This is a genomic window from Vreelandella sp. H-I2 (genome assembly GCF_052959335.1).
Genome location: NZ_JBRAMC010000002.1, coordinates 406,093 through 425,986, shown reverse-complemented (window position 1 = coordinate 425,986; position 19,894 = coordinate 406,093). Strand labels below are relative to the sequence as shown.

Here is a 19,894-nt window from a genome sequence, read left to right as displayed (position 1 = left end):
TTTGCTAGTTGGTATCCGTTCCCGTTTTCTTGAGGTCAGCACGAGCTTTTTCTATTTGTGGGCTGATTTGACCTGCTTCTTCGATCACCTGTTCATGCATTAACCACATCGTGTACTGCGGAAATGCATCAACAATTTTCTTCATTACTTTGAATGAAGGCTCATTTCTTCCGTTTTCTACATTTATCAGCGTTTGCTTTGGAACCCCAGTCATATCGCAAAACGCTTGCCTTCCTAATCCCTGGACTTCGCGTACTTCACGAATTTTTTCCCCAATAGGGGTTGACGTATTGTCCATATGGGCTATATTCCATTTGAGACATGGTGTTCCATATGAGATACACCAGATTTTCAAAAAGTCGAATTCTAATTCAAAGACTATCACAGCCCATTACAGTGCAGGTAATGACACATGGAAACGAGCATCGCGCCCCAGGTCCCGGCTAATGTGCCAACAATGACCATCGAACGCTTCTCACAGCTCTCCGGTTTAGATGAAGGTGTGATTCAAGGTCACATCCGCCGCGGCTACCTCCCCACCATTAAGGTAGGTCGTTACCGCATGATCAACGTCGCCCTCCTCAACGCACAGTGCCTGAACGCGGAGGAGTGGTCATGAATGCCTTAATGGGCGCTGTCGCCACTAAAGCCCCTACCGCCACGCTAGCAGCCCCTTTAACGCTGCTGGAGATGGAAGGCCTCACTATTTGCACTCAACGCCTGCTGCTGGACGGTGAAGCCACCCTCGACAACGTATTGCTACATCAGCACATCGTCCCTGCTGGCGGCTTCTGCTTTATCGCGGTGCCTGCGGCCCACATGCTCGCCCTCGACCTAGAAGACGCCACCATTACCCGTTTTAGCAAAATCGACGGCGGTAAGACCTACGCCATCGTGTTTAAGCACTACCAGCACGCTCTCGACTACCTCGCCAAGCACTACGGCCTTGTCCAGGCCACCGACCGCGCCCCTGCACCTGCTCGCCGCACAAAAGAAAAGAAAATCACCATTTCCATGATGGTTGAACCATCGGTCTACGAGGAAATGAAGCGCTTAGCTGAGCTAAAAGGTCGCTCAGTCGGCGGCCAGATTCGCCACGCCATCAAGCAAAACCTCCGAAGCTATGAAAATTTGCTTCTTGGCACACCTATCCACACCCCCACGGCTAACGCGTCGCCCTTTATCCACAACGGCCTTTAGCCCTTTCGGAGTTATGCACATGAGTAAAAAACAGCCCATCCGCGTGTTTCTCGATCAAGAGATTCACAGCCGGTACTTGATCCAGGCAGGCACTAACGGCCTCACCCCCTCCGCCTTGGGGGAACATCTGATTCAGTACGGCCTGACCCAGCTAGAAAGCGGCCAAAAAGCACCGCTGAAAGCCCCTGCGGGTGACGCCTCCCCCGCTCCCCACGGCAACGAGGCCTGATCCTGTGTCCCCTGCCCGTCATCCGTCGCCCTTCGGTCGCACGGTGCCCTTAGCCCGCCTCGGGGCCGCTGTCATACCCGAGGCACGAGCGGTTGACAGCGGCCCCGAGGTGGGCTGCCGTGCGACGCGACAGAAGGGCCACGGAGGGCGGGCTGGGACATCCCCCTGCCTTGATTCCCGAGCTCTGAGGGAGCGGGGCCAGCGGTGCCTCCACGGCAGGGACTATGCACGCGCCGCCACCTACTACGCACAGGCCGAATACCTGGCACTGGTACGAAACGGCGTAACACCTGAAACCACTGAGCTAGCCATTCTCGCGGACTACTGCTTAACCCAAGCCGCCAGAACCCAACGCTAACGAAAAGGAAACATCACCATGATCAACACCATTCAAGCCCACGTTATCGGTGCCTCTCGCTACAAGATGGATAACGGCATTCAGGGCGCCAAAATTTCCATCATGCAAGCTGCCTCAGCCGAGAACGAAAACGCTCTCGGTAATCAGGTCAGCGTCATGACGGCGCCCTATGAGATTTTCGACCAGCTCCACGCCGCTGCTCCACACATGCCCTGTGCCATGGAACTTGATATCGAGCTCCGCACCTCTTCCGCGGCTGCCGGTGGCAAAACCGTGCTTCACGTACTTGCCGCCCGCCGACCCAACGCCACCGGTAGCCAGCAACAACCCGCTACCAACAGCGACAAAAAATAGGATTCTGAGCCATGGACACATCTGAACTTTCCGGTCTGTGGCTCCTGGTTTATTGCGTCGGCCTCGTTCTCGCTTTCGGGATCGGCGCGGTAAGTGGGGGCCAACGATGAACGATCCGAGCTTAACGTTTGTGGTTGGTTCTCTTTTCACCTCGTATGCCGCTGGTTGGGCATTCGGACACATCGTCGTCATCACTAAGAAATTTATGGAGTCAGTCTAATGACCATGAAAGCACTCTTTCAAAACGCAAAAACCGCCGTTCAGACCACACAAGCCAAAGTGGCAGGCGGTGCCGCTCTGCTGATGGGTTCGGCAGCCGTTCACGCACAGGAAGCCACCGGTGCCGCTGCGGCCTTCGATGAAGTCTCCGCCTCGGGTGCTGAAATGGCCGGTTACGCATGGCCGGTCGTGGCGTCTATCACCGCCGCGTTAATTGGCATCAAGCTGTTTAAGAAGTTTGCTAACCGCGCTTCTTAATACCGCTAAGCAAGGGACACCAAGGGGCGGAAACGCCCCTTTTTATATCGCGAGGGGAACATGATTAAAAAAGCCGTTTTATTAACTCTTATAGTGCCTTTTTTAATGGTGTTTTCTGCTGATTCTGACGCGGCTATTAAAGAATCTTCCTATTTAACGCCTATGTCTTGTGGGGCTTATGCGAATTATTATACGACTAATTACGGTGCTGCCTTTGCATGGGTAATTGGTTGTCAGAATAATTATAAAGGTGAAAAAAATAGAGTTGCTTTTAAATACGGTTCCGCTGCTGACCTTGAAACTTTTGTAAAACCTGCAAATACAACTGTATATGGCCTTACTTATACTGATGAAGAGTGTGCGCAGTATTCCGGCTCAAGTGTTCCTGTCTCGGCTTCATCTGCTAATTACTTAACCTCTGGGGGATCGGCTTCTACCGCTGGCGGGGCTTGTGCTGTTACTGGTTCTGCTGCTGTCTGCTCTCAGGTTGGCTCTGATGAAGTGCAATGTACTGTTACCTTGGAAGCTTCTGCAACGGGCCAAAAGCCTAACCCTGATGCTGTTGACGCTAATTTAAACGCTGGTGGTGATGGTACTTTCTCTGTTATCGATTTTAGTGCGCCTGACTATCTAAATGCACTTCCTGGGGGGTGCTCTGACCCGTCTAGCTGCGTCAAGATTGGCGATACCTCGTATCTAGTCGATTGGGAGTCTGCTCCCGACTATTTTTCTTATGTTGATTCTTCCGGTAATACTCACACTAAATCATCTAGCGGTGGTGGTAGTGGTGGCGACACTGGCGGTGATACGGGTGGGGGTGACAACGGTGGTGGCGATCCTACCGACCCAACCGATCCCACTGACCCAGGCGGTGACAACGGTGGTGGCGATACCGGTGGCGGGGATGATTCCGACAATGACAATGGTGGCGGCTCTGGTGGCGGTTCAACTGTACCGGAATTTGAGTTTGACGAATCCGGCATCATTGAAGCTATTCGTTCATCTGGCCAATCCAACCGTAACGCCATTAACGCACTCTCCAACGATGTAACCGGCTCCCTTAGTGATCAGACGAGGGAGATTAATGAGCAAATTGACTTCTCCTCTCTTACGGTTACTGACGCGCTGAGCGACCAAACCAGCGACGTGACCGACACCATTGATGGCCAAACAGAAACCATCACTGACTCACTTGACGCTCTAGGCACCACCTTTACCGATGCTCTCAAGGGCTTAGGCCTGGGCAGTATTGGCGATGACACAGGCGACGGTGACGGGGATGGCGAGGGAGAAGGTGAAGACGGTGAAGGCGATGGCTTACTAGGTGGCATTTCCAAACTGCTTAACCGCATGGTTGATAAACTCACCTCACGCTTTACTGAAGACCTCGGTGATGGTGACGACCTGTTCGACGCCTCCGGCATGGATGAAACCCTGGATGGCGTCGCCGCGCAAGAACAGGAATACACCGGCGAAGTAAACGCCCTCATGGATCAAATCGGCGACGGTGCTACTTCCGACATTGCCGATCAAATTACCTCGCGCCTTCCCTCGCTGCCTTCTGGTGGCTGTACCCCTATCGCGTTTGGCCCCATCGAAATCTCCTGTCGACCCTTCGATTTAATCAAGTCCTGGCTGACCTGGATTATCTATTTCTGGACGGTCGTCAGCATCGTCGACACCTTCTTTCGCTCTGGTCAGAGGACAGCATAGATGGCACTTCCTGCACTGCTCGGCATGGGCGCAATCATCAGCTTTTTCTCTCGCGCCCTGGAATGGTTTATCACCCGTATTGCCTCCCGCTTTACCAACCGCTTAGCGGGTGCACTTATTTGGACAACGCTGTATATCACGCTCCTTGTCGGCTTGGGGGTCACCTTTGCCGCCATAATCAGCACGATTAGCACTACGCTCCCTGCAGACCTTGCCCAAGGCATTGGGGCTATCAAGCCTAATAACTTCGAAGGCTGTATTGCCGCCATTTACAGCAGCAAAGTGGCCATGTGGGTCTTCCAGCAGAAAAAGCAGTTGATCGACTGGGAGCAAGGGAGGCCCGTTCTCTAATGGCCGTTTACGTCGTCACCGGCAAATTGGGCGCCGGTAAAACCCTGGTTGCCGTGGGCAAGATCAAGGACAAGCTTACCCAGGGCTGCAAGGTGGCCACCAATCTGGATTTGAATCTGGATAAGTTGATTGGTGAACACGCCAAGCTAACCCGCTGCTACCGCATCCCTGATAAACCCGTCCTTACCGACCTGGAGTCCATCGGTACCGGTACCGACGATTACGACGAAAACAAAAACGGCCTGTTGGTGCTCGATGAATGCGGTACGTGGTTTAACGCTCGCTCCTGGAACGATAAAAGCCGCCAGGATGTGATCAACTGGTTTCTCCATGCTCGCAAATTGGGCTGGGATATTATTTTTCTGATTCAAGACTTGTCGATCATGGACAAGCAAGCCCGCGTCGCTCTCGCGGAACACGTGGTCTATTGCCGCCGCCTGGATCGTGTCTCCGTGCCCTTCATCGGCGCGCTTTACTCGATGTTCATGGGCTCAAAGATGCCCATGCCAAAAGTGCATCTAGGTATCGTCAAATACGGCGACTCTCCCCAAAGCCTCACCGTTGAACGCTGGACCTACACCGGTCGCGCGCTCTATCCCGCGTATGACACCAAACAAGCCTTCTCTGACCACTACCCCCACGGCACTTACTCCGTGCTGCCGCCCTGGCTTACCCACGGCAGATTGCGGGTACCGCGTGACGCGAGGTTTTACATGAAAATGACCCGTATCTACTGGAAACGCTTTAACCGTCCGTTTCTCTCCCTGGCCTCGTTTGCGCTGGGCTGCTTTATCACCCTGTCGGTCCTCGTGGCCGATCGCGTCAACGCTCGATCACCCGACGCTGCTCCCCCTGCTGCACCGCTAGAACTGCCCCACCTCAGTACCACCCGTATCGCCAGCTTTAGCCAGTTTGGCGAGCACACCACTTACCGCCTCATTGATAGCGACCGCCAGACCCTCACCACCGACGATCTCGCCCGCCAAGGCTTTGCCATCGTCCCTGTGAGCGCCTGTCTTGTTCGCGTAGAAAATGGAGTTACCCATGCTGAAATTCGTTGCTAACACCGCCGCCACGTTAGCCCTGGCCACGTTCGCCGCCACCGCCAACGCTACACCGATCCAGATGCAAGACACCGATATCCGCGACTTCGTGCGTTGGTATGTTGAGCAAACCGATACCCCGTTGGCCATTCACCCCACCGCCACCGGCACACTCACCGTATACGCGCCCGAGGTCCCCGATCACCAGTTGGATGAATTCTTTCAAGGTGTGCTGAGTTCGCACGGTTACACCATCCTCCCTGGTAATCCGCCGACCGTTGCACCGTCCAGCCAAGCGCCGATGACCAACCCGCAACCAACCGGCCCATACGATCCCGCCGCCGCAATCGCCAACGCGCCCACGCTGACACCGCCACCAGAACCCCAGGCCACACACCTGTTCTCGTTCAACAATGTACGCGCTGACGATATCGCTCCGTTGGTGACTAGCTTTCTGACCCAGAACGCCCAGGACGGCACCACCCTGCCGCGTGTGCAGGTGCTTCATGCCTCAAACGCCATCTTGGCCAAAGGACCGGAAAAGCAGCTTACCCAACTGCAAGAACTGCTCCCGCAAGTAGACGTTGCCCACCCTCAATTACTCATTCAGGCAGTCATCTTTGAAACGACCGATGGGGACACCTTTGATCTAGGCGTCTCACTGGGTCGGGCAACCGGTAGCCGTATCGTGGGCGGCTTTAACACCGATAATTTGGGCACTTCTCTCGCCTCGTCGGGCGGTACCTTCGGGATCTTCGACGGTGATATTCTGGCCTTTGCCATCAACGCCTTACAGCGCGACTCAAGCTCTAACGTGTTATCCACACCGCAAATTCTTACCCTCTCCGGCAAGCGCGGCACTATTTCTATCGGCCAGAATGTACCGTTTGTGACGGGTCGCGTGACTGGCGAATCTGCGGACGTAAACAGCCCCTTTCAGACCATCGAACGCCGTGACGTAGGCATACGCTTAAACGTGCTACCGGTGGTCACTGCTTCCGGTTTGGTCATCATGGATATCACCACCTCCGCCGACTCACTCACGGATTCCCTGTTAGCGTCCGATATCATCACCAACCAACGCCAAATCAACACCACCGTTCAGATTCGCTCCGGCCAAACCCTGCTTTTAGGCGGCCTCTCGTCACAGGACGACCGTTCCCAGGTCTCCGGCGTTCCAGGCCTCTCCAGCGTCCCCGTTGCCGGTCGTCTGTTCCAAAACGAATCCACCTCCACCCAACGTACCAACCTCCACGTGCTGCTCCAGGCCACCGTGCTACCCCGTTACGACGCGACCCAACTCGCCAAAACCAACGATCAAACCGGCTCGATCACAGCCAATTTCGTTGCAATGAACTGGCGGCAAGCGGTCGAGACCATCCCTGTAACACGTCTCGCAGAATAACGGTGAAACCGTCGGAAACCTGCCATTACCTGACAGTAAGGAACATTTGAAAAATGAAACGTTGGGAACGCTATTCACAAGACTCATTGATCAAGGGTGAACAGGATGCACGGGGCTCCTTGTTTATTTCCCAGAAGGGCCAAAAGTCGCTAGGGGGAATCAAATTGCTGAATGCTGGCGTGGATACCGTTCGTCAGCTCTACCAGGGCAAACCCTGCCTATACCAGTTTGATCAAATTATAAGTGTCTACAACGAAGGCCACGGTGCCACCATGGAACTGTTTGATGTCACTTGGTCAGTAGGGGCCGGCGCAGCCGGTTCAGGCTTCCGCTACCGTCTCCAAAACAATGAGCTAGGCGTGATCGTGTTCTTCCAGGCGCGGCATACCAAGGTAGAGAACATCGGTACTCACCTAAAAATCGAGCTCTCCCCCCACTTCATCCAAGAGCGTAGCCCCCAAGACTGCCAAGACTTCATGTACAACATCGCAGCGCACATGCTCGCCTACGTGGAACCGGTCGGCTGTGCCATCCACCTCGCGCTAGACGTTCAAGGCTGGGAGCCTCCCAAAGACTTCATGCAGCGTTTTGTGACCCGATCTAAAAAGATCATGCGCATTGATGGCATTGAAGAGCTGGAGTTTGCCCACAACACCATTGCCACCACCTATGGGCGTGGTGAAACCTATATGTTTGGTACTGCTGGGGCGCTTCAATGCTCGATCTACAACAAAACGCTTGAAGCCAAACACCGCGACAAAATGCACTTCTGGGAAGGCATCTGGAAACACGCCGTAAATGATGACCTCAGCTCCGCCTACGATCCTGAAAAAACCGTCTGGCGTATCGAGCTGCGTTTCCATCAATCGGTGCTTCGTGAGTTCGCGATGGGCATACCCTGCAACGTCGATACCGGCGAAGTGCTGGACGCCTCCCACGGGTTCAACCGCTTCATTGACGTGGTACCTCACCTCTCCGGCCTCTGGCGAACCGCCATGCAGTCATACCGCCTCAACCACAGCCGCGACCTTATCGACCCTGCTTGGCAGCTTATGCAGGAAGACGCCCGCTTCTACTGCCATGAGCCTGCGTTCATGTATAAACGCGCTCGCAAAACACCTGGCTTAGGCAATGAGAAGAACGTCACCCTCGCGTTTGGCAACCTCATCAGCATTTACGCCCGACAAGGCTTCCGCACCCATCAAGCGGTGCGCTTCCTCCAACGCTCCGGCATGTGGGAAGACCTAGCAGAATACTACCGCCGTCGAGGGGTCGACTCCGCGCAGTTCAGGCAGATAGTAGAGCAAAAGCTCATAGAACGACGATTGGTAGGGAAAGCCGCGTGAGCATCAAAAAGGTCAAAGGTGGTTGGAAGGTCGATATATGGCCGGACGGTCGCTATGGCAAACGTATTAGAAAAACACTTCCTACTCAGGGAGAAGCAAAGCGCTTTGAAGCCCAGTTGCTTACCAAAGCGGCCCAGGGTGAAGACTACGTACCAAAGAAAAAAGACCGCAGACGTTTACTGGAACTGGTTCAACTCTGGTACGACATGCACGGCGCCACGCTCAAGGATGGCCGGTCACGCCTCGCCAAGCTGCATCAGCTAGTGGGTCTTATGGAGAACCCCTATGCCTACACGATCCGCCCTGCAAGCGCTGCAAAATTCCGCCAATTTCGGCTTGAACAAGGACTCTCACCCAATACCGTTAACCACGATATCGCCTATCTCAGAGCGGTTTTTAACGTTCTCATACAGCTAGGAGAATGGCACGGCGACAATCCCTTTGCCGCGATTAAAGCCATACGACTACCAGAGCGTGAGCTTAGTTACCTCACCCACGAACAGATCAAAATACTATTTGAAGAATTAAAGCAGTCACGTAACAAACACGTCACGCTAATAGCGACCCTTTGTCTGTCCACTGGAGCCCGCTGGAGCGAAGCCCAATATCTACGCGCTGAATTAGTCAGGGATGGCCGTGTCACCTACGTCGACACCAAGAATGGACGTAGCCGGTCGGTACCGCTTTCCGATGACCTCTATCAACGCCTCAAGGCACACGGCCCAGAGATCGGGCGCCTATTCCCTCGCGATGCCTACCAAGCATTTACCAATGCTATTAATAAAGCAGGTATTACACTGCCTAAAGGACAACGAACCCACGTGCTAAGACACACATTTGCCAGCCATTTCATCATGAACGGCGGCAACTTATTAACACTGCAAAAGATACTCGGTCATCAATCCATACAAATGACCATGCGTTATGCACACGTAGCCCCTGACCATCTGACGGAAGCCGTCACATACGGGCCTAAATTCTAGGGTGTAGACACTTTGTAGACACTAGCGAAAAAAGGTACAGCGAGGGAGGGTACAGTGGAGGGTAAGTCTTTGATTTAATGGTGGGCCCAGTAGGACTTGAACCTACGACCAAGGGATTATGAGTCCCCTGCTCTAACCAACTGAGCTATAGGCCCGAAAAGCGTGCATATAATAGCGAATGTGGCGGTGTGAGGCTAGCCCCATCACGCTATCTTAATGTCATTGTGGCATTTTTTTCGGCACTTATTGCATGCCTTGGGGTCTGGTGGGTAGCTCTTGGTTTGTTGAATCGTTCTTTATGTGGAGACGTCTGTGAAAGCGAAAGCATTGATTGCTCTATTGCCCTTATTGTTGGCGTTGCCCGTACACGCTGACTGGCAGCTTGACCCGGCCCAGTCCCAGGTACAAGCGTCAATTACTCAATTAAATGGCGAGGCGCCGCAAACGCATCACCATCAAGTACGCGACCTTCAAGGCGATATCTCCAGCGATGGCACCCTGCGCTTACCGTTAAAGCTCAGCCAAACCGATGTGCTGGAACGCTTTGGCGAGCTGCCGCCGTGGATAGGGATGCTGGCGAACACCACCTTAGTGACGCTGGTGGCGCAAATGCCGCCTGAGCGGTTGGACGGCTTGGACATGGGTGAATCGCTTGTAGAAACACTGACCTTTAGCGTTCAGTCAGACATGATTAACCAACAGGAAACCGTACCGTTGCGGTTTACTCGTGAAGGATTGAATGAAATACGCGTGACCCATGCCGAGCCAATGGCGATGGATGGGAGAGTTCTAATGGCGAACAGCACGGTGCGCACCGTGCTGTCGATGTTGGGCTATCAGGAGATTGATGAGCATGTACCCGTCACTCTGAATGCCCTGTTAGTTAACCGCTAAAACGTCATTTAAACACTGAGTGCTTCTATATCCCCCGCCTGGGCTTCGCCAGTTTGTACTCGCCATTGGGCGGCGTAATGGCCATTAGTCGCCAATAGGTCTGAGTGGCTACCCCGCTCGGCCACTTGGCCTTTCTCGATCACGACGATTTCATCGGCGTGGACTATCGTGGAAAGCCGATGAGCAATCATGATGACTGTGCGGCCATGAGCGATGCGTTTTAGTGAGCGCTGAATGGCGGCTTCGGTTTCGTTGTCCACTGCACTGGTGGCTTCATCCAACACTAAAATAGGTGGGTCTTTAAGTAGCGCCCTTGCTAAAGAGAGCCGCTGGCGTTGGCCGCCGGAAAGCCGCGCGCCCCGCTCCCCTACCGGCGTATCCAGCCCTTGGGGTAGCGTCTCGATAAAGCTCCACGCTTCGGCTGTTTTGGCGGCATCGATAATCGCAGCGGCGTCCGCGTCGGGCTTACCGTAGGCGATATTGTCGCGAATGCTGCCTTCAAACAGGTAAACGTCTTGGCTCACCAAGCCAATCGACTGGCGCAGTGAGTTCATGCTGACGTCAGTGATGGGCTGGCCGTCAATCAGCACTCGGCCTCTTTCCGGGTCGTAGAAGCGCAGCAACAGCTTGACCAGGGTAGATTTACCCGACCCCGTCGCCCCCACCAGTGCCAAGGTATTGCCAGCGGGCACGTGTAGCTGAATGCCATCGACACCGACCTGGCTGGTAGCGTAGCGAAAGCTCACGTTATCAATCGTCACTTCGCCGCGTACCGGCTGACAAAGCGGAGTGGTGCTATCGTCTTTAACGGTGATAGGCACTTCCAGTAGATCAAGGATCCGCCGCGTACTGGCCATGGCGCGCTCGAACAGGTCGATTACCTGAGCCAGGCCGGTGAGCGGCCAGAGCAGCCGCTGGGTTAGAAACACCAGTACGCCATAAGCGCCCACATTCAGCGAGCCGTTGAGTGCCATCATGCCGCCCACGGTGAAGGTGGCGAGAAAGCCCGCCAAAATCGCCATGCGAATAACGGGAATAAACGCAGAGCTAACCTTGATCGCACGGCGGTTGGCTTCCACATAGGCTTCACTTGCATCGCGTAGGCGCTTGGCTTCGCGATCCTCACTGGTAAAACTTTTAATCGTCGCAATGCCGCTAAGGTTGTTGGATAACCGGCTGGCCAAATCTCCGACCTTCTCACGCACATCGCTGTAGAGCGGCCCTGCTTTACGCTGGAAGAAAAACGCGCCCCAGATAATCAGCGGAATAGGCGTGAACGCCAACAACGCGATGAGCGGCGAAAGCACAAAGAAAACCGCACCTACCGCCACCACGGTAACGAGCACTTGAATTAACGCATTGGCGCCACCGTCCAAAAAGCGCTCGAGCTGATTGACGTCATCGTTCATGGTGGCCACTAACTGGCCGGAGCTTTTCGATTCAAAGAACGCCATATCCAGACGCTGGGCGTGCTCATAGGTATCCTGGCGCATATCCGCCTGTAGTCGCTGGGCCAGATTGCGCCACAGGATTTGGAACAGGTACTCGAACAGTGACTCCCCCGCCCAGATAACAAACGTCAATACCGCCAACATGGTGATCTGCTGTTGTGGCGTTTCAAACCCTAGGCTTGCGACAAAACTTTGTTCTTGGTTAACCACTACATCGATGGCAACACCAATCAGAATCTCTGGGGCAATATCAAACAGCTTGTTGATAACTGAACAGGCGGTGGCGGCAGCAATGCGCCGCCGATAGCCTTTGGCATAGCGCAGTAGCCGCACCAATGCTTGAAAACTGAGTGAAGGAGAAGACACAAGCGTTCCTTTCTTAAATTTTTCGTAGACCAAACGATAGACTTAAACTAGGCACCTACCCGAGAACGCCGCACATTGGCAAGCAACGGGCTGCCGGTATCAGGGTCAGTTAATAGAGTGCACTCTACTTGATAAAGCGTTCGGACTAAATCTGGCGTAACCACCGCAGCGGGTGGGCCTTCCGCAACGATCTGACCCTCGCGCATGGCGATTAGATGGTCGGAATAACGGCAGGCGCTAGCAAGATCGTGCAACACCATCACCACGGTGCGGCCATGATGGGCAAGGTGCTTGACCAGTTCGAAGACTTCGATCTGGTGGCCAAGGTCCAATGCCGAGGTGGGTTCATCGAGAAGCAACAGCGGGGTTTGCTGGGCGATGGTCATGGCGATCCAGGCCCGCTGGCGCTGGCCGCCGGAAAGCGCATCAATCGGCCGGTCGGCGAGTTGCTCAAGCCCTGCCGCTGCCAACGCGTGTTGTACCACGCGCTGATCTTCCGCCGACCACTGGCGCAGCCAGCCTTGATGGGGCTGTCTGCCAAAGCGAATTAGCTCAGTGACGGTTAAGCCCTCCGGCGCCACCGCCTCCTGGGGTAACAGCGCCAATTGAGTGGCCAACTGACGAGTAGGCAGGCGCTGAATATCGGCACCATCTAGCAATACAGCTCCGCTATCGGGTTTATGCAAACGGGCAAGCCCAGCCAGCAACGTTGATTTACCGCAGCCGTTGGGGCCCACAATGGCGGTGACTTGGCCACTAGGCAAGGAGATATCCAAATCTTCAATCACTTGGCGAGTTCCATAACTCATGCCCAGTGATTGAGTCGCCAGTGAAGGCATGGGTGATGTCGGGGCTTGGCTCATGTGAAGCTCCGTTGAGGGCGCATTAATATCCATAGCAGCCAGGGCCCGCCGACCACAGCCGTAACGATACCAACCGGAATCTCGATAGGCGCCAGCAGCGTGCGCCCGGCTAGGTCTGCAAGCACCATCACCAGCGCGCCCGATAGCGTCGCCGCCAAAATGGGTACGCTGCGTGAACTGGAAAGTGAACGGGCAATTTCGGGGCCAATAAGCCCCACCATGCCTACCGGCCCAGCGACCGCTACCGCCAAGGCAGTCAGCGCTACCGACAGTAACAGCACTTCCCGTCGCCGATGTTTAACCTTAACCCCTAAACCGCTAGCGGTGGCATCCTTAAAACGTAGCAGTGTTAGCGAACGCGCTAGTGCCAGTGCGGTTGCTAAGCCGAGACCTAATCCCAACATCAATAACTGCAGTGCGCCTATGGGGCGGGCATTCAATGAACCCACGGTCCATGGGTAGGCGGCATTAGCGGTGTCAATCGCCACCCGGGCGAGTAACAGTTGAGTGATCGCCCCAAACACGGCGCCAACACCTATTCCCGCCACGATAAAGCGATACCCCTGGGTACCACTGCCTGCCGCAAGGCCAAAGGTAAGCACCGCCGCGGTAGTGGCCCCCGCCAACGCCATGGCTGGGGGCGCAATGGAAAAGCCGACCCCGACGATGGATGCCACGGCAAACGCCGTCGCACCATTATCAATACCGATAATACCGGGTGTCGCCAAGCGATTGCGGGCTAGCGTTTGCATGAGTATGCCTGCCAATGCAAAGGCCGCACCAGTGAAGCAGGCAGCGGTTAAACGTGGCAACCGTAGCTCTTGCACGACAAAGTTCGCCATCATGTCAGCGTTGCCAAGTAGCGCCTGTAGCACCGCCCCCGGCGCCACCTTAACGCTGCCTAGGCTTAGATAAAGCATACAAGCGAGCAACAGCGTGACTAACAGGCCAAGGTTAATCACCACTGCACGTTGTTCGAACAAAAGGCTGTTTGCGCCATATCGGCTTCGCCACGCCAACCGCCAGTAGCCTTGCGGTGGCGGTACACTGCCATTTTCTCCTTCGCGCGCCTGATCGTCAGAAGCGCAAGGCATATCAATGGTTCTATCTGATGAGGAATGAATAGCAGAGGAACGTATAGATGTGGCTTTCATGAACCAACTCATAACATCGGTAAGCGACGTGCACGCACGACGGCTATCAGTACGGGCGCACCACAAAGCGCAGTAAGCACTCCCAATGGAAGCTCCGAAGGAGCAACCACCACACGCGAAATAATATCAGCCGACAGCACAATTAAAGGACCAATGGGCAGGCAGAACCACAGCGTGCGGCGAATATCAGGCCCCGCAAAAGCGCGAGCAACAAACGGCACCACCAGCCCCACAAACGCAATTGGACCGGCGATGGCAGTCGCCGCACCGACTAAAAGCGCCACGCAAGCCACGACCAGCCAACGAATGAGGTTTGGGTGATGACCCAACCCAGAAGCAACACGCTCGCCTAGGGCCAGAGCGGCGAGGGGACGGGCAATTAAAGCGACCACTATTGTCGCTAACAATAAGCTAGGCAGCACGGCAATCAGGTCGTCAAGGCGTCGCCCGGCTAAACTGCCAATGACCCAGAAACGAATTTCGTCAGCGGCACGTTGGTCGTAAAGTAGTATTAACGATGTGAGTGACGCTAATAGACCAGAGAAAGCAGCCCCGGCGAGCACTAGGCGTATAGGGTCGTTACCGACACCACGAAAGCGCGCAACGCTTAAAACGCAAACGCAGCCCACTAAGGCACCTAACTGTGCAACTGAAATGCGCAAAGTAGCGGCACTGGCACCCAGCACTAAGGCAAGCGCCACAGCAAAAGCTGCGCCAGCACTCACCCCTAACAGCCCCGGCTCGGCCAATGGATTACGCGCTACCGCCTGCAGTAGCGCACCCGATGCACCTAATGCCATACCTACCACAATACCGATTAACGTTCGCGGTGCACGCAGTTCCCAAATCACGAAACGCGCTTCGCTGTCATGCTCGCCGAAGAGCATCGCTAACGCCCTTAAGGGGCCAACGCTGCCCGCTCCGATCAACAAACTAACCACACTCACCGCCATAAGGGCGGTGAGTAGTAGCAACATTAGGGTACGGGAAGTGGCACGCCTGGTAACGTTAGGCGTTGCAAAACGTGGAACCGTCACGGCAACAAGGCAGCCTCTATATCATCAAGAATCGCTTGGGCAGCTAATGGGCCATTAGCACTGCTCCACAGCTGACCATTAACAGGCACTACCTGCTCTTGCTGAACCACATTAAGCCGAGTAAACGCAGGGCTTTGTTTTGCCGCTTCTAATGCTACCTGTCCATCTTCGTTAAGAGTGGCCAGGAAGAGCCAGTCACCGTCTACTTGAGAGAGGTTCTCCAGACTAAGGACATCGCTGTGTACGCCACGTTCGCCAATCAAATCTGCGCCTTGGACATCAAGGCCGACCCGCTCTAACAACCCTGTCGCGATCAAATTTTCCGACATTACCATTGGGCCTCCGGGCATCCAGCGGACTAAAAAAGCCGTACCGCTGATATTGGCATCTGCTAGCGCTTCTGCCAACGCAGACGAGCGTTGTTCAACGGAGTTGATAGCGTCTTCGATAGCCTCTTCACGGTTTAATGCTTCACCGTAAAGACGCGCTTCAGCTTTCCAGTTATCAGCAGCGAGCGGCTGAGCATGGGGCACTACGGTCGGCGCAATGCGAGAAAGCAGTTGATACTGCTCGTCCGAGAGCTGTGCTGGCGCCAGAATCAGATCGGGCTGCTGCGCCAGCACGGCTTCAATATTAATCTCGCGGACCACGCCCATAATCGCGGGACGATCTTCGCCTAAATGCGCTTCCACATACTCAGCTACGTTGTCACCACCGCGTGTGGTCACTGCTCCCAGCGGCGTTATACCAGCGGCCAAAGAGGCATCTAACGCCCCTTCGTACAGCGTGACCACACGTTCCGGTGTGCCTTCCACTTCTATATCGCCATAAGCGGTATCCAGCGTACGTGCCTGAGCGGCACTCACCAATAATGCACTCATTAGTAGTACCACAATGCTATTGCGTAACGTAGCGGCCCGCATAAAGTGTCCTCGCTGTTGAATTGAACAGAATAGTAACGATTATCAAAAGCACTTGCATCAACATTCCTGCGAATACAGCGTTCCATACCACGCAACACTTAACTGGAACCGCTCTTCCAGAGCACTAGGTTTCAAAAGTCGCAACAAAAGTTTTTTTGAAAATACTCGTATTTGTAAAATATTATTAGCATTTAAACATTATTTTGAAAATTAATATCATTAACAAATTGACTGGTTTACGCACTACCAGTTCGCCCCTGCTTGGCTCTCAGCGGAGTACCGTAGCAAACGCTAACGTAACCGTGAGAGCGTACGCGGCGCTCCCTCCTATGATGACTTGGGCGACTATCAGGGCTATGCATCCACCGACCGTGCGGGCAACCCACAAACCTGCTACGGCAACCGCTACGCCAATAGCAAAGAAGGCCGCCGTCTGTGGTTGTCAGCCCGTTACGAGTTCTAATCATCGCTAACTCTCAAGTTTCAATTACTGTTTCGATGCTCCCCTTCTATCCCGGCTATGCGCCGGGGCTTTTTTAGTTAATAGCCTTAGCGTTCGCTCGCAATAAAAAAACGGCTATCGCTGGATAGCCGCTGTTGTATTGCGCTAATTACTTGTCTATAAAATCTAGAAAGCGACGTTAAGACCCAACCAAACACGGCGACCATCTTCCACATAACCGTACTCGTCGTAGTCGATCGCTTCATCGAATAGGTTGTAGATACCCGCGTTCAGTTGAGTCGATTCATTTAGCTGGTAGCCAACGCCTGCATCTACAAAGGTGTAGGAAGGGGCCACAAGGGAACTGCTCGAAGGGCCGGTAGTTGGTTGACTCTCTTCACCGCGGTAGGTCACTTTTGTCCACTGACTGAGCTTAGCCGAGGCTTGCCAATCCAGCGTAGCCGATACTTGGTGACGCGGCAGTTGAGTTAGCGGCTCGCCCGCGTATTCACCGCTTTTTTGCTCGCTATCGGTGAAGGTGTAGCTGGCCGTTAGCGCTAGAGCATCGTTTAGCGGCGCGGCAATACTGACTTCGGCGCCTTGGGTAATGGCCTCGTCCACATTGACGCGGTAAGTCGGGTCGCTACCATAATCGTTAGCCCCATCTGTACAGATATCGATGGGGCAAGCAATACGAGTAATTTTATCGTCAAAGTCATTATGGAATACCGTGACGCTGCCGTTCAAGCCAGTTTCGCTGGTATAAAGCAGGGCCAGCTCTTTATTGAGCGAAGTCTCTGGCTCAAGATCAGGATTGCCGTAAATATTGCCACCACGGCTGACCTGCCCCCAGTCGGGAGTAATCTCGCGCAGGTTAGGTGCACGATAACCGGTCGAGACGCCGCCTTTCAACGTCCAGTCAGGCGTCATATTCCACACACTGTAAAGACGCGGGCTTAAATGGCTACCGTAATTATCGTCATCATCAACACGTAAACCGCCGGTCAATGCCCAGGAATCGGTAAGCATCCACTCATCTTCAACAAACAGCGCCCACTGACTGTTCTCAATTTCTTTGCGGTCGGATATTTTGTTCGTTGTACTATCTTTAAGCGACTCTTCTTCGTAGTTCGCCCCTACCGTCAGCATATGCATTCCCAGCGGAATGACCGCGCTGGTTTTGGCCGTGGTATTGGTGATTTCAATATCACGCGATTTATTTTCGCTGCTCTCTTGCTGGATGTAGGTTTCGCTGGTACCCCAATCAAAGCGTCCACTGTGGGTTAGCGCAACGTGCTGGTTGGTAAATTCATTGAAACTGTCTTCACAGCCACCTCTGCAGCCCTCTGATGGCGCCGAGTTTCCCATTAGCGACTGACGCTCCTGCTCGGTAATACCTGCTTCGGCAGTGAAATCGTGGTTATCCGAGGCAGCAAGCGTAAATCGCGCGGTGAGGCTTTGCAGGCTTTTATCTTCGTAGCCGTTAAGAATATTGTCTTCGTCGCGCTGAGAGGCGCGCCCGTAAAGCTGAAGGCCTAACCGTTCTCCCACCAAGGGACCGCTAAGATAAAAGTTAGCTTGGCGGCTATCGCCGGAGTCGTTGTCTTCCTGAAGCACGGTGTCGAGCTGCACATTACCGTGCCACTCCTGCGCAACCTTGCGGGTAATCACGTTAATGACACCGCCGATGGCATCGGAGCCGTAAAGCGTCGACATGGGCCCACGCACTACTTCAATTCGCTCAATGGCCTGTAGCGGCGGCAGCCAGTCTTGCTCAAACCCAGCACTACCATTGGGCCGGGACTCACGGGAATTTTGCGGACGACCATCCACCAGAATAAGCGTGTATTGGGAGGGCATCCCGCGAATGGAGATATCTTGGCCGTTATCCCCTGCGCCCCCGCCAGTGATAATCACACCGGGCACATCGCGCAGCGCATCGGTGACACTTTGATAGTGGCCACGCTCTAACTCTTCCCGGGAAACCACGCTGATAGACGCAGGCGCATTGGTAACCTGCTGTTCAAAACCCGACGCAGTGACCACCATATCGTCTAAACGGGGCGTTTCTTGTGCCCATAGTGCGCTACTGGCAAGCGAAGAGATGGCGCTGGCCAGCAGCGTACGGCGCAAACAGGGAGACATAACTTCGTCCTTCATAGTGGGTGAGCAAGATGTGTGACGATTCGCTCTATTAAATACGAATTATTAGCATTTATATTTTTGCATACTCTTTGCACATTGGGGTGAGACGGTACGTTCAGCATACCGGAACACAAATGCCTATTATTTTCATTTACACCGAAAAATGGCACAATTAGCATTCACCCTTTTCCCGTGGGCCTAACCATGTATGACTTTGACGAACTCACTGCGTTTGCCGATGTAATGACCACGGGCAGTTTGACACGCAGCGCGCAAAAGCTCGGATTAGCCAAATCGACCCTAAGCCGGCGAATCAGCCAACTTGAAACCCGGCTTAACCAGCCGCTGTTGCGACGTCAAGCCAATCGCTTGATCCCTACCGAAGCAGGTTTGCTGTTTCACAACTACTGTACCGAGCTATTGGCGATGGCGGCCCATAGCCAGGAGGCGCTGGCTGAACTGCGTGAGGAGATCAGCGGTGAAATAACCCTTGAAGTGCACGGCGCCCTGGCGCGCAGTTGGTTAGCCAGTGCGATTGATGCCTTTTTAAATCGTCATCCGAAGGTAGAGCTAACGCTGCACACCCGTGAGACCCCGCCGACGAAAATGCACAGCAACAGTGTGCATGTGTGGTTAGGGCAGACTCATGAGTGTGGGCTAAACCAGGAGCGCTTGGGCTATTTAACCCGCGGGCTTTACGCCAGCCCCCACTATTTAGCGAGCGCCGGAATGCCCAATCATCCCGAAGAACTTAATCGGCATGCCTGGATAGACCTGCTGGGTTCATCGTCTAATGGGTTGCGGCTCGCTCATCCTGATCATGGCGAATACACGTTTAACCCGCCCCGTTCACGGCTGCGTGTAGACCTCACCACCCTGCATATTGACGCCATCGCGCGCAGCCAGGGGATCGGCTTGCTCTCACACTGGTTAACCGCCAGGCGCGAGCAGCATCATCCAGGCGAACTGATCAACTGCCTGCCAGGCTGGGAGCCGGAGCCCCTGCCCATTACGCTGCTCTACGCCTACGGCCATCAAACACGCCGCACCCATGCGCTCTTAGAGTTTTTAAGAAGCCAAGTACCCACCCAATGGCGCGCAAAAACCGCCGCAGTTTAGGCTAATTCAAGCGCTTGCCTTGCCAGTTAGCCCGCGCATTA

At 54.3% G+C, this 19,894-nt stretch carries 22 protein-coding genes and 1 tRNA gene; 15 read left to right on the top strand and 8 right to left on the bottom strand.

The genetic code is table 11. The features are described from left to right. Nucleotides 1-4: 4 nt before the first annotated feature. A complete protein-coding gene (locus ACUVOF_RS06515) occupies nt 5-298 on the bottom strand; it encodes a helix-turn-helix domain-containing protein (RefSeq protein WP_051430520.1) in 294 nt (97 codons plus the stop codon). 114 nt (nt 299-412) lie between these two features. Here ACUVOF_RS06515 and ACUVOF_RS06510 point away from each other — a divergent pair, with 114 nt between their 5' ends. The 12 genes from ACUVOF_RS06510 to ACUVOF_RS06455 all read left to right on the top strand — a co-directional run bounded on the left by ACUVOF_RS06510 (nt 413) and on the right by ACUVOF_RS06455 (nt 9,459). Next, nucleotides 413-619, top strand: a complete 207-nt coding sequence (locus ACUVOF_RS06510; protein ID WP_447043564.1) for a DNA-binding protein — start codon at nt 413-415, stop codon at nt 617-619. Continuing rightward, the gene (locus tag ACUVOF_RS06505) at nt 616-1,200 is read left to right on the top strand and encodes a hypothetical protein (protein WP_447043563.1); all 585 of its coding nucleotides are present in this window, start codon (nt 616-618) and stop codon (nt 1,198-1,200) included. The genes ACUVOF_RS06510 and ACUVOF_RS06505 overlap by 4 nt, the downstream gene beginning before the upstream one ends. 19 nt (nt 1,201-1,219) lie before the next feature. Continuing rightward, nucleotides 1,220-1,429: a hypothetical protein gene (locus tag ACUVOF_RS06500; protein ID WP_447043562.1), complete on the top strand. Its 210-nt coding sequence runs from the start codon at nt 1,220-1,222 to the stop codon at nt 1,427-1,429. Between the two features lie 376 nt (nt 1,430-1,805). Continuing rightward, nucleotides 1,806-2,141: a hypothetical protein gene (locus ACUVOF_RS06495; protein ID WP_447043561.1), complete on the top strand. Its 336-nt coding sequence runs from the start codon at nt 1,806-1,808 to the stop codon at nt 2,139-2,141. Nucleotides 2,142-2,152: 11 nt separating this feature from the next. Next, nucleotides 2,153-2,251, top strand: a complete 99-nt coding sequence (locus ACUVOF_RS06490; RefSeq protein WP_447043560.1) for a tail virion protein G7P-2 — start codon at nt 2,153-2,155, stop codon at nt 2,249-2,251. Between the two features lie 109 nt (nt 2,252-2,360). Continuing rightward, entirely contained in the window at nt 2,361-2,618 is a 258-nt protein-coding gene (locus ACUVOF_RS06485) for a major coat protein (protein ID WP_447043559.1), read from the top strand. Between the two features lie 519 nt (nt 2,619-3,137). After that, nucleotides 3,138-4,331, top strand: coding sequence for a hypothetical protein (locus tag ACUVOF_RS06480; RefSeq protein ID WP_447043558.1), 1,194 nt, complete (start codon nt 3,138-3,140; stop codon nt 4,329-4,331). Next, nucleotides 4,332-4,682, top strand: coding sequence for a DUF5455 family protein (locus tag ACUVOF_RS06475; protein ID WP_447043557.1), 351 nt, complete (start codon nt 4,332-4,334; stop codon nt 4,680-4,682). Then, on the top strand, nt 4,682-5,746 hold the full coding sequence (locus tag ACUVOF_RS06470) for a zonular occludens toxin domain-containing protein (protein WP_447043556.1): 1,065 nt from the start codon (nt 4,682-4,684) through the stop codon (nt 5,744-5,746). The genes ACUVOF_RS06475 and ACUVOF_RS06470 overlap by 1 nt, the downstream gene beginning before the upstream one ends. Further along, nucleotides 5,727-7,130: a secretin N-terminal domain-containing protein gene (locus ACUVOF_RS06465; protein WP_447043555.1), complete on the top strand. Its 1,404-nt coding sequence runs from the start codon at nt 5,727-5,729 to the stop codon at nt 7,128-7,130. Before ACUVOF_RS06470 ends, ACUVOF_RS06465 begins: the two co-directional genes overlap by 20 nt. A 53-nt stretch (nt 7,131-7,183) precedes the next feature. After that, nucleotides 7,184-8,476, top strand: coding sequence for a hypothetical protein (locus ACUVOF_RS06460; protein ID WP_447043554.1), 1,293 nt, complete (start codon nt 7,184-7,186; stop codon nt 8,474-8,476). Next, nucleotides 8,473-9,459: a phage integrase gene (locus ACUVOF_RS06455; protein WP_447043553.1), complete on the top strand. Its 987-nt coding sequence runs from the start codon at nt 8,473-8,475 to the stop codon at nt 9,457-9,459. Before ACUVOF_RS06460 ends, ACUVOF_RS06455 begins: the two co-directional genes overlap by 4 nt. A gap of 78 nt (nt 9,460-9,537) precedes the next feature. Here ACUVOF_RS06455 and ACUVOF_RS06450 read toward each other — a convergent pair. Beyond that, nucleotides 9,538-9,614, bottom strand: a tRNA-Ile gene (locus ACUVOF_RS06450). 157 nt (nt 9,615-9,771) lie between these two features. Between ACUVOF_RS06450 and ACUVOF_RS06445 the strand changes: the two genes are divergently transcribed. Further along, nucleotides 9,772-10,353 (top strand): hypothetical protein, encoded by a 582-nt coding sequence (locus ACUVOF_RS06445; protein WP_447043552.1) that lies wholly within the window; start codon nt 9,772-9,774, stop codon nt 10,351-10,353. An 8-nt stretch (nt 10,354-10,361) separates the two neighbouring features. Here the strand turns inward: ACUVOF_RS06445 and ACUVOF_RS06440 are convergent, their stop codons facing one another. The 5 genes from ACUVOF_RS06440 to ACUVOF_RS06420 form a co-directional block, all read right to left on the bottom strand. Next, on the bottom strand, nt 10,362-12,170 hold the full coding sequence (locus ACUVOF_RS06440; RefSeq protein ID WP_447043551.1) for an ABC transporter ATP-binding protein: 1,809 nt from the start codon (nt 12,168-12,170) through the stop codon (nt 10,362-10,364). A 47-nt stretch (nt 12,171-12,217) separates the two neighbouring features. Beyond that, the gene (locus ACUVOF_RS06435; RefSeq protein ID WP_447043550.1) at nt 12,218-13,033 is read right to left on the bottom strand and encodes an ABC transporter ATP-binding protein; all 816 of its coding nucleotides are present in this window, start codon (nt 13,031-13,033) and stop codon (nt 12,218-12,220) included. Next, nucleotides 13,030-14,127 (bottom strand): FecCD family ABC transporter permease, encoded by a 1,098-nt coding sequence (locus ACUVOF_RS06430; protein ID WP_447043792.1) that lies wholly within the window; start codon nt 14,125-14,127, stop codon nt 13,030-13,032. The genes ACUVOF_RS06435 and ACUVOF_RS06430 overlap by 4 nt, the downstream gene beginning before the upstream one ends. A gap of 68 nt (nt 14,128-14,195) precedes the next feature. Next, entirely contained in the window at nt 14,196-15,164 is a 969-nt protein-coding gene (locus ACUVOF_RS06425) for a FecCD family ABC transporter permease (protein WP_447043791.1), read from the bottom strand. A gap of 56 nt (nt 15,165-15,220) precedes the next feature. Then, nucleotides 15,221-16,147, bottom strand: coding sequence for an ABC transporter substrate-binding protein (locus ACUVOF_RS06420; protein ID WP_447043549.1), 927 nt, complete (start codon nt 16,145-16,147; stop codon nt 15,221-15,223). Nucleotides 16,148-16,484: 337 nt separating this feature from the next. Between ACUVOF_RS06420 and ACUVOF_RS06415 the strand changes: the two genes are divergently transcribed. Further along, the gene (locus ACUVOF_RS06415; RefSeq protein WP_447043548.1) at nt 16,485-16,610 is read left to right on the top strand and encodes a hypothetical protein; all 126 of its coding nucleotides are present in this window, start codon (nt 16,485-16,487) and stop codon (nt 16,608-16,610) included. Between the two features lie 165 nt (nt 16,611-16,775). On the opposite strand, the gene ACUVOF_RS06410 is transcribed toward ACUVOF_RS06415, so the two are convergent. Next, nucleotides 16,776-18,734: a ligand-gated channel protein gene (locus ACUVOF_RS06410; protein WP_447043547.1), complete on the bottom strand. Its 1,959-nt coding sequence runs from the start codon at nt 18,732-18,734 to the stop codon at nt 16,776-16,778. Nucleotides 18,735-18,938: 204 nt separating this feature from the next. On the opposite strand from ACUVOF_RS06410, the gene ACUVOF_RS06405 reads away from it, so the two are divergent. Next, on the top strand, nt 18,939-19,853 hold the full coding sequence (locus ACUVOF_RS06405) for a LysR family transcriptional regulator (protein ID WP_447043546.1): 915 nt from the start codon (nt 18,939-18,941) through the stop codon (nt 19,851-19,853). Nucleotides 19,854-19,894: the final 41 nt, after the last annotated feature.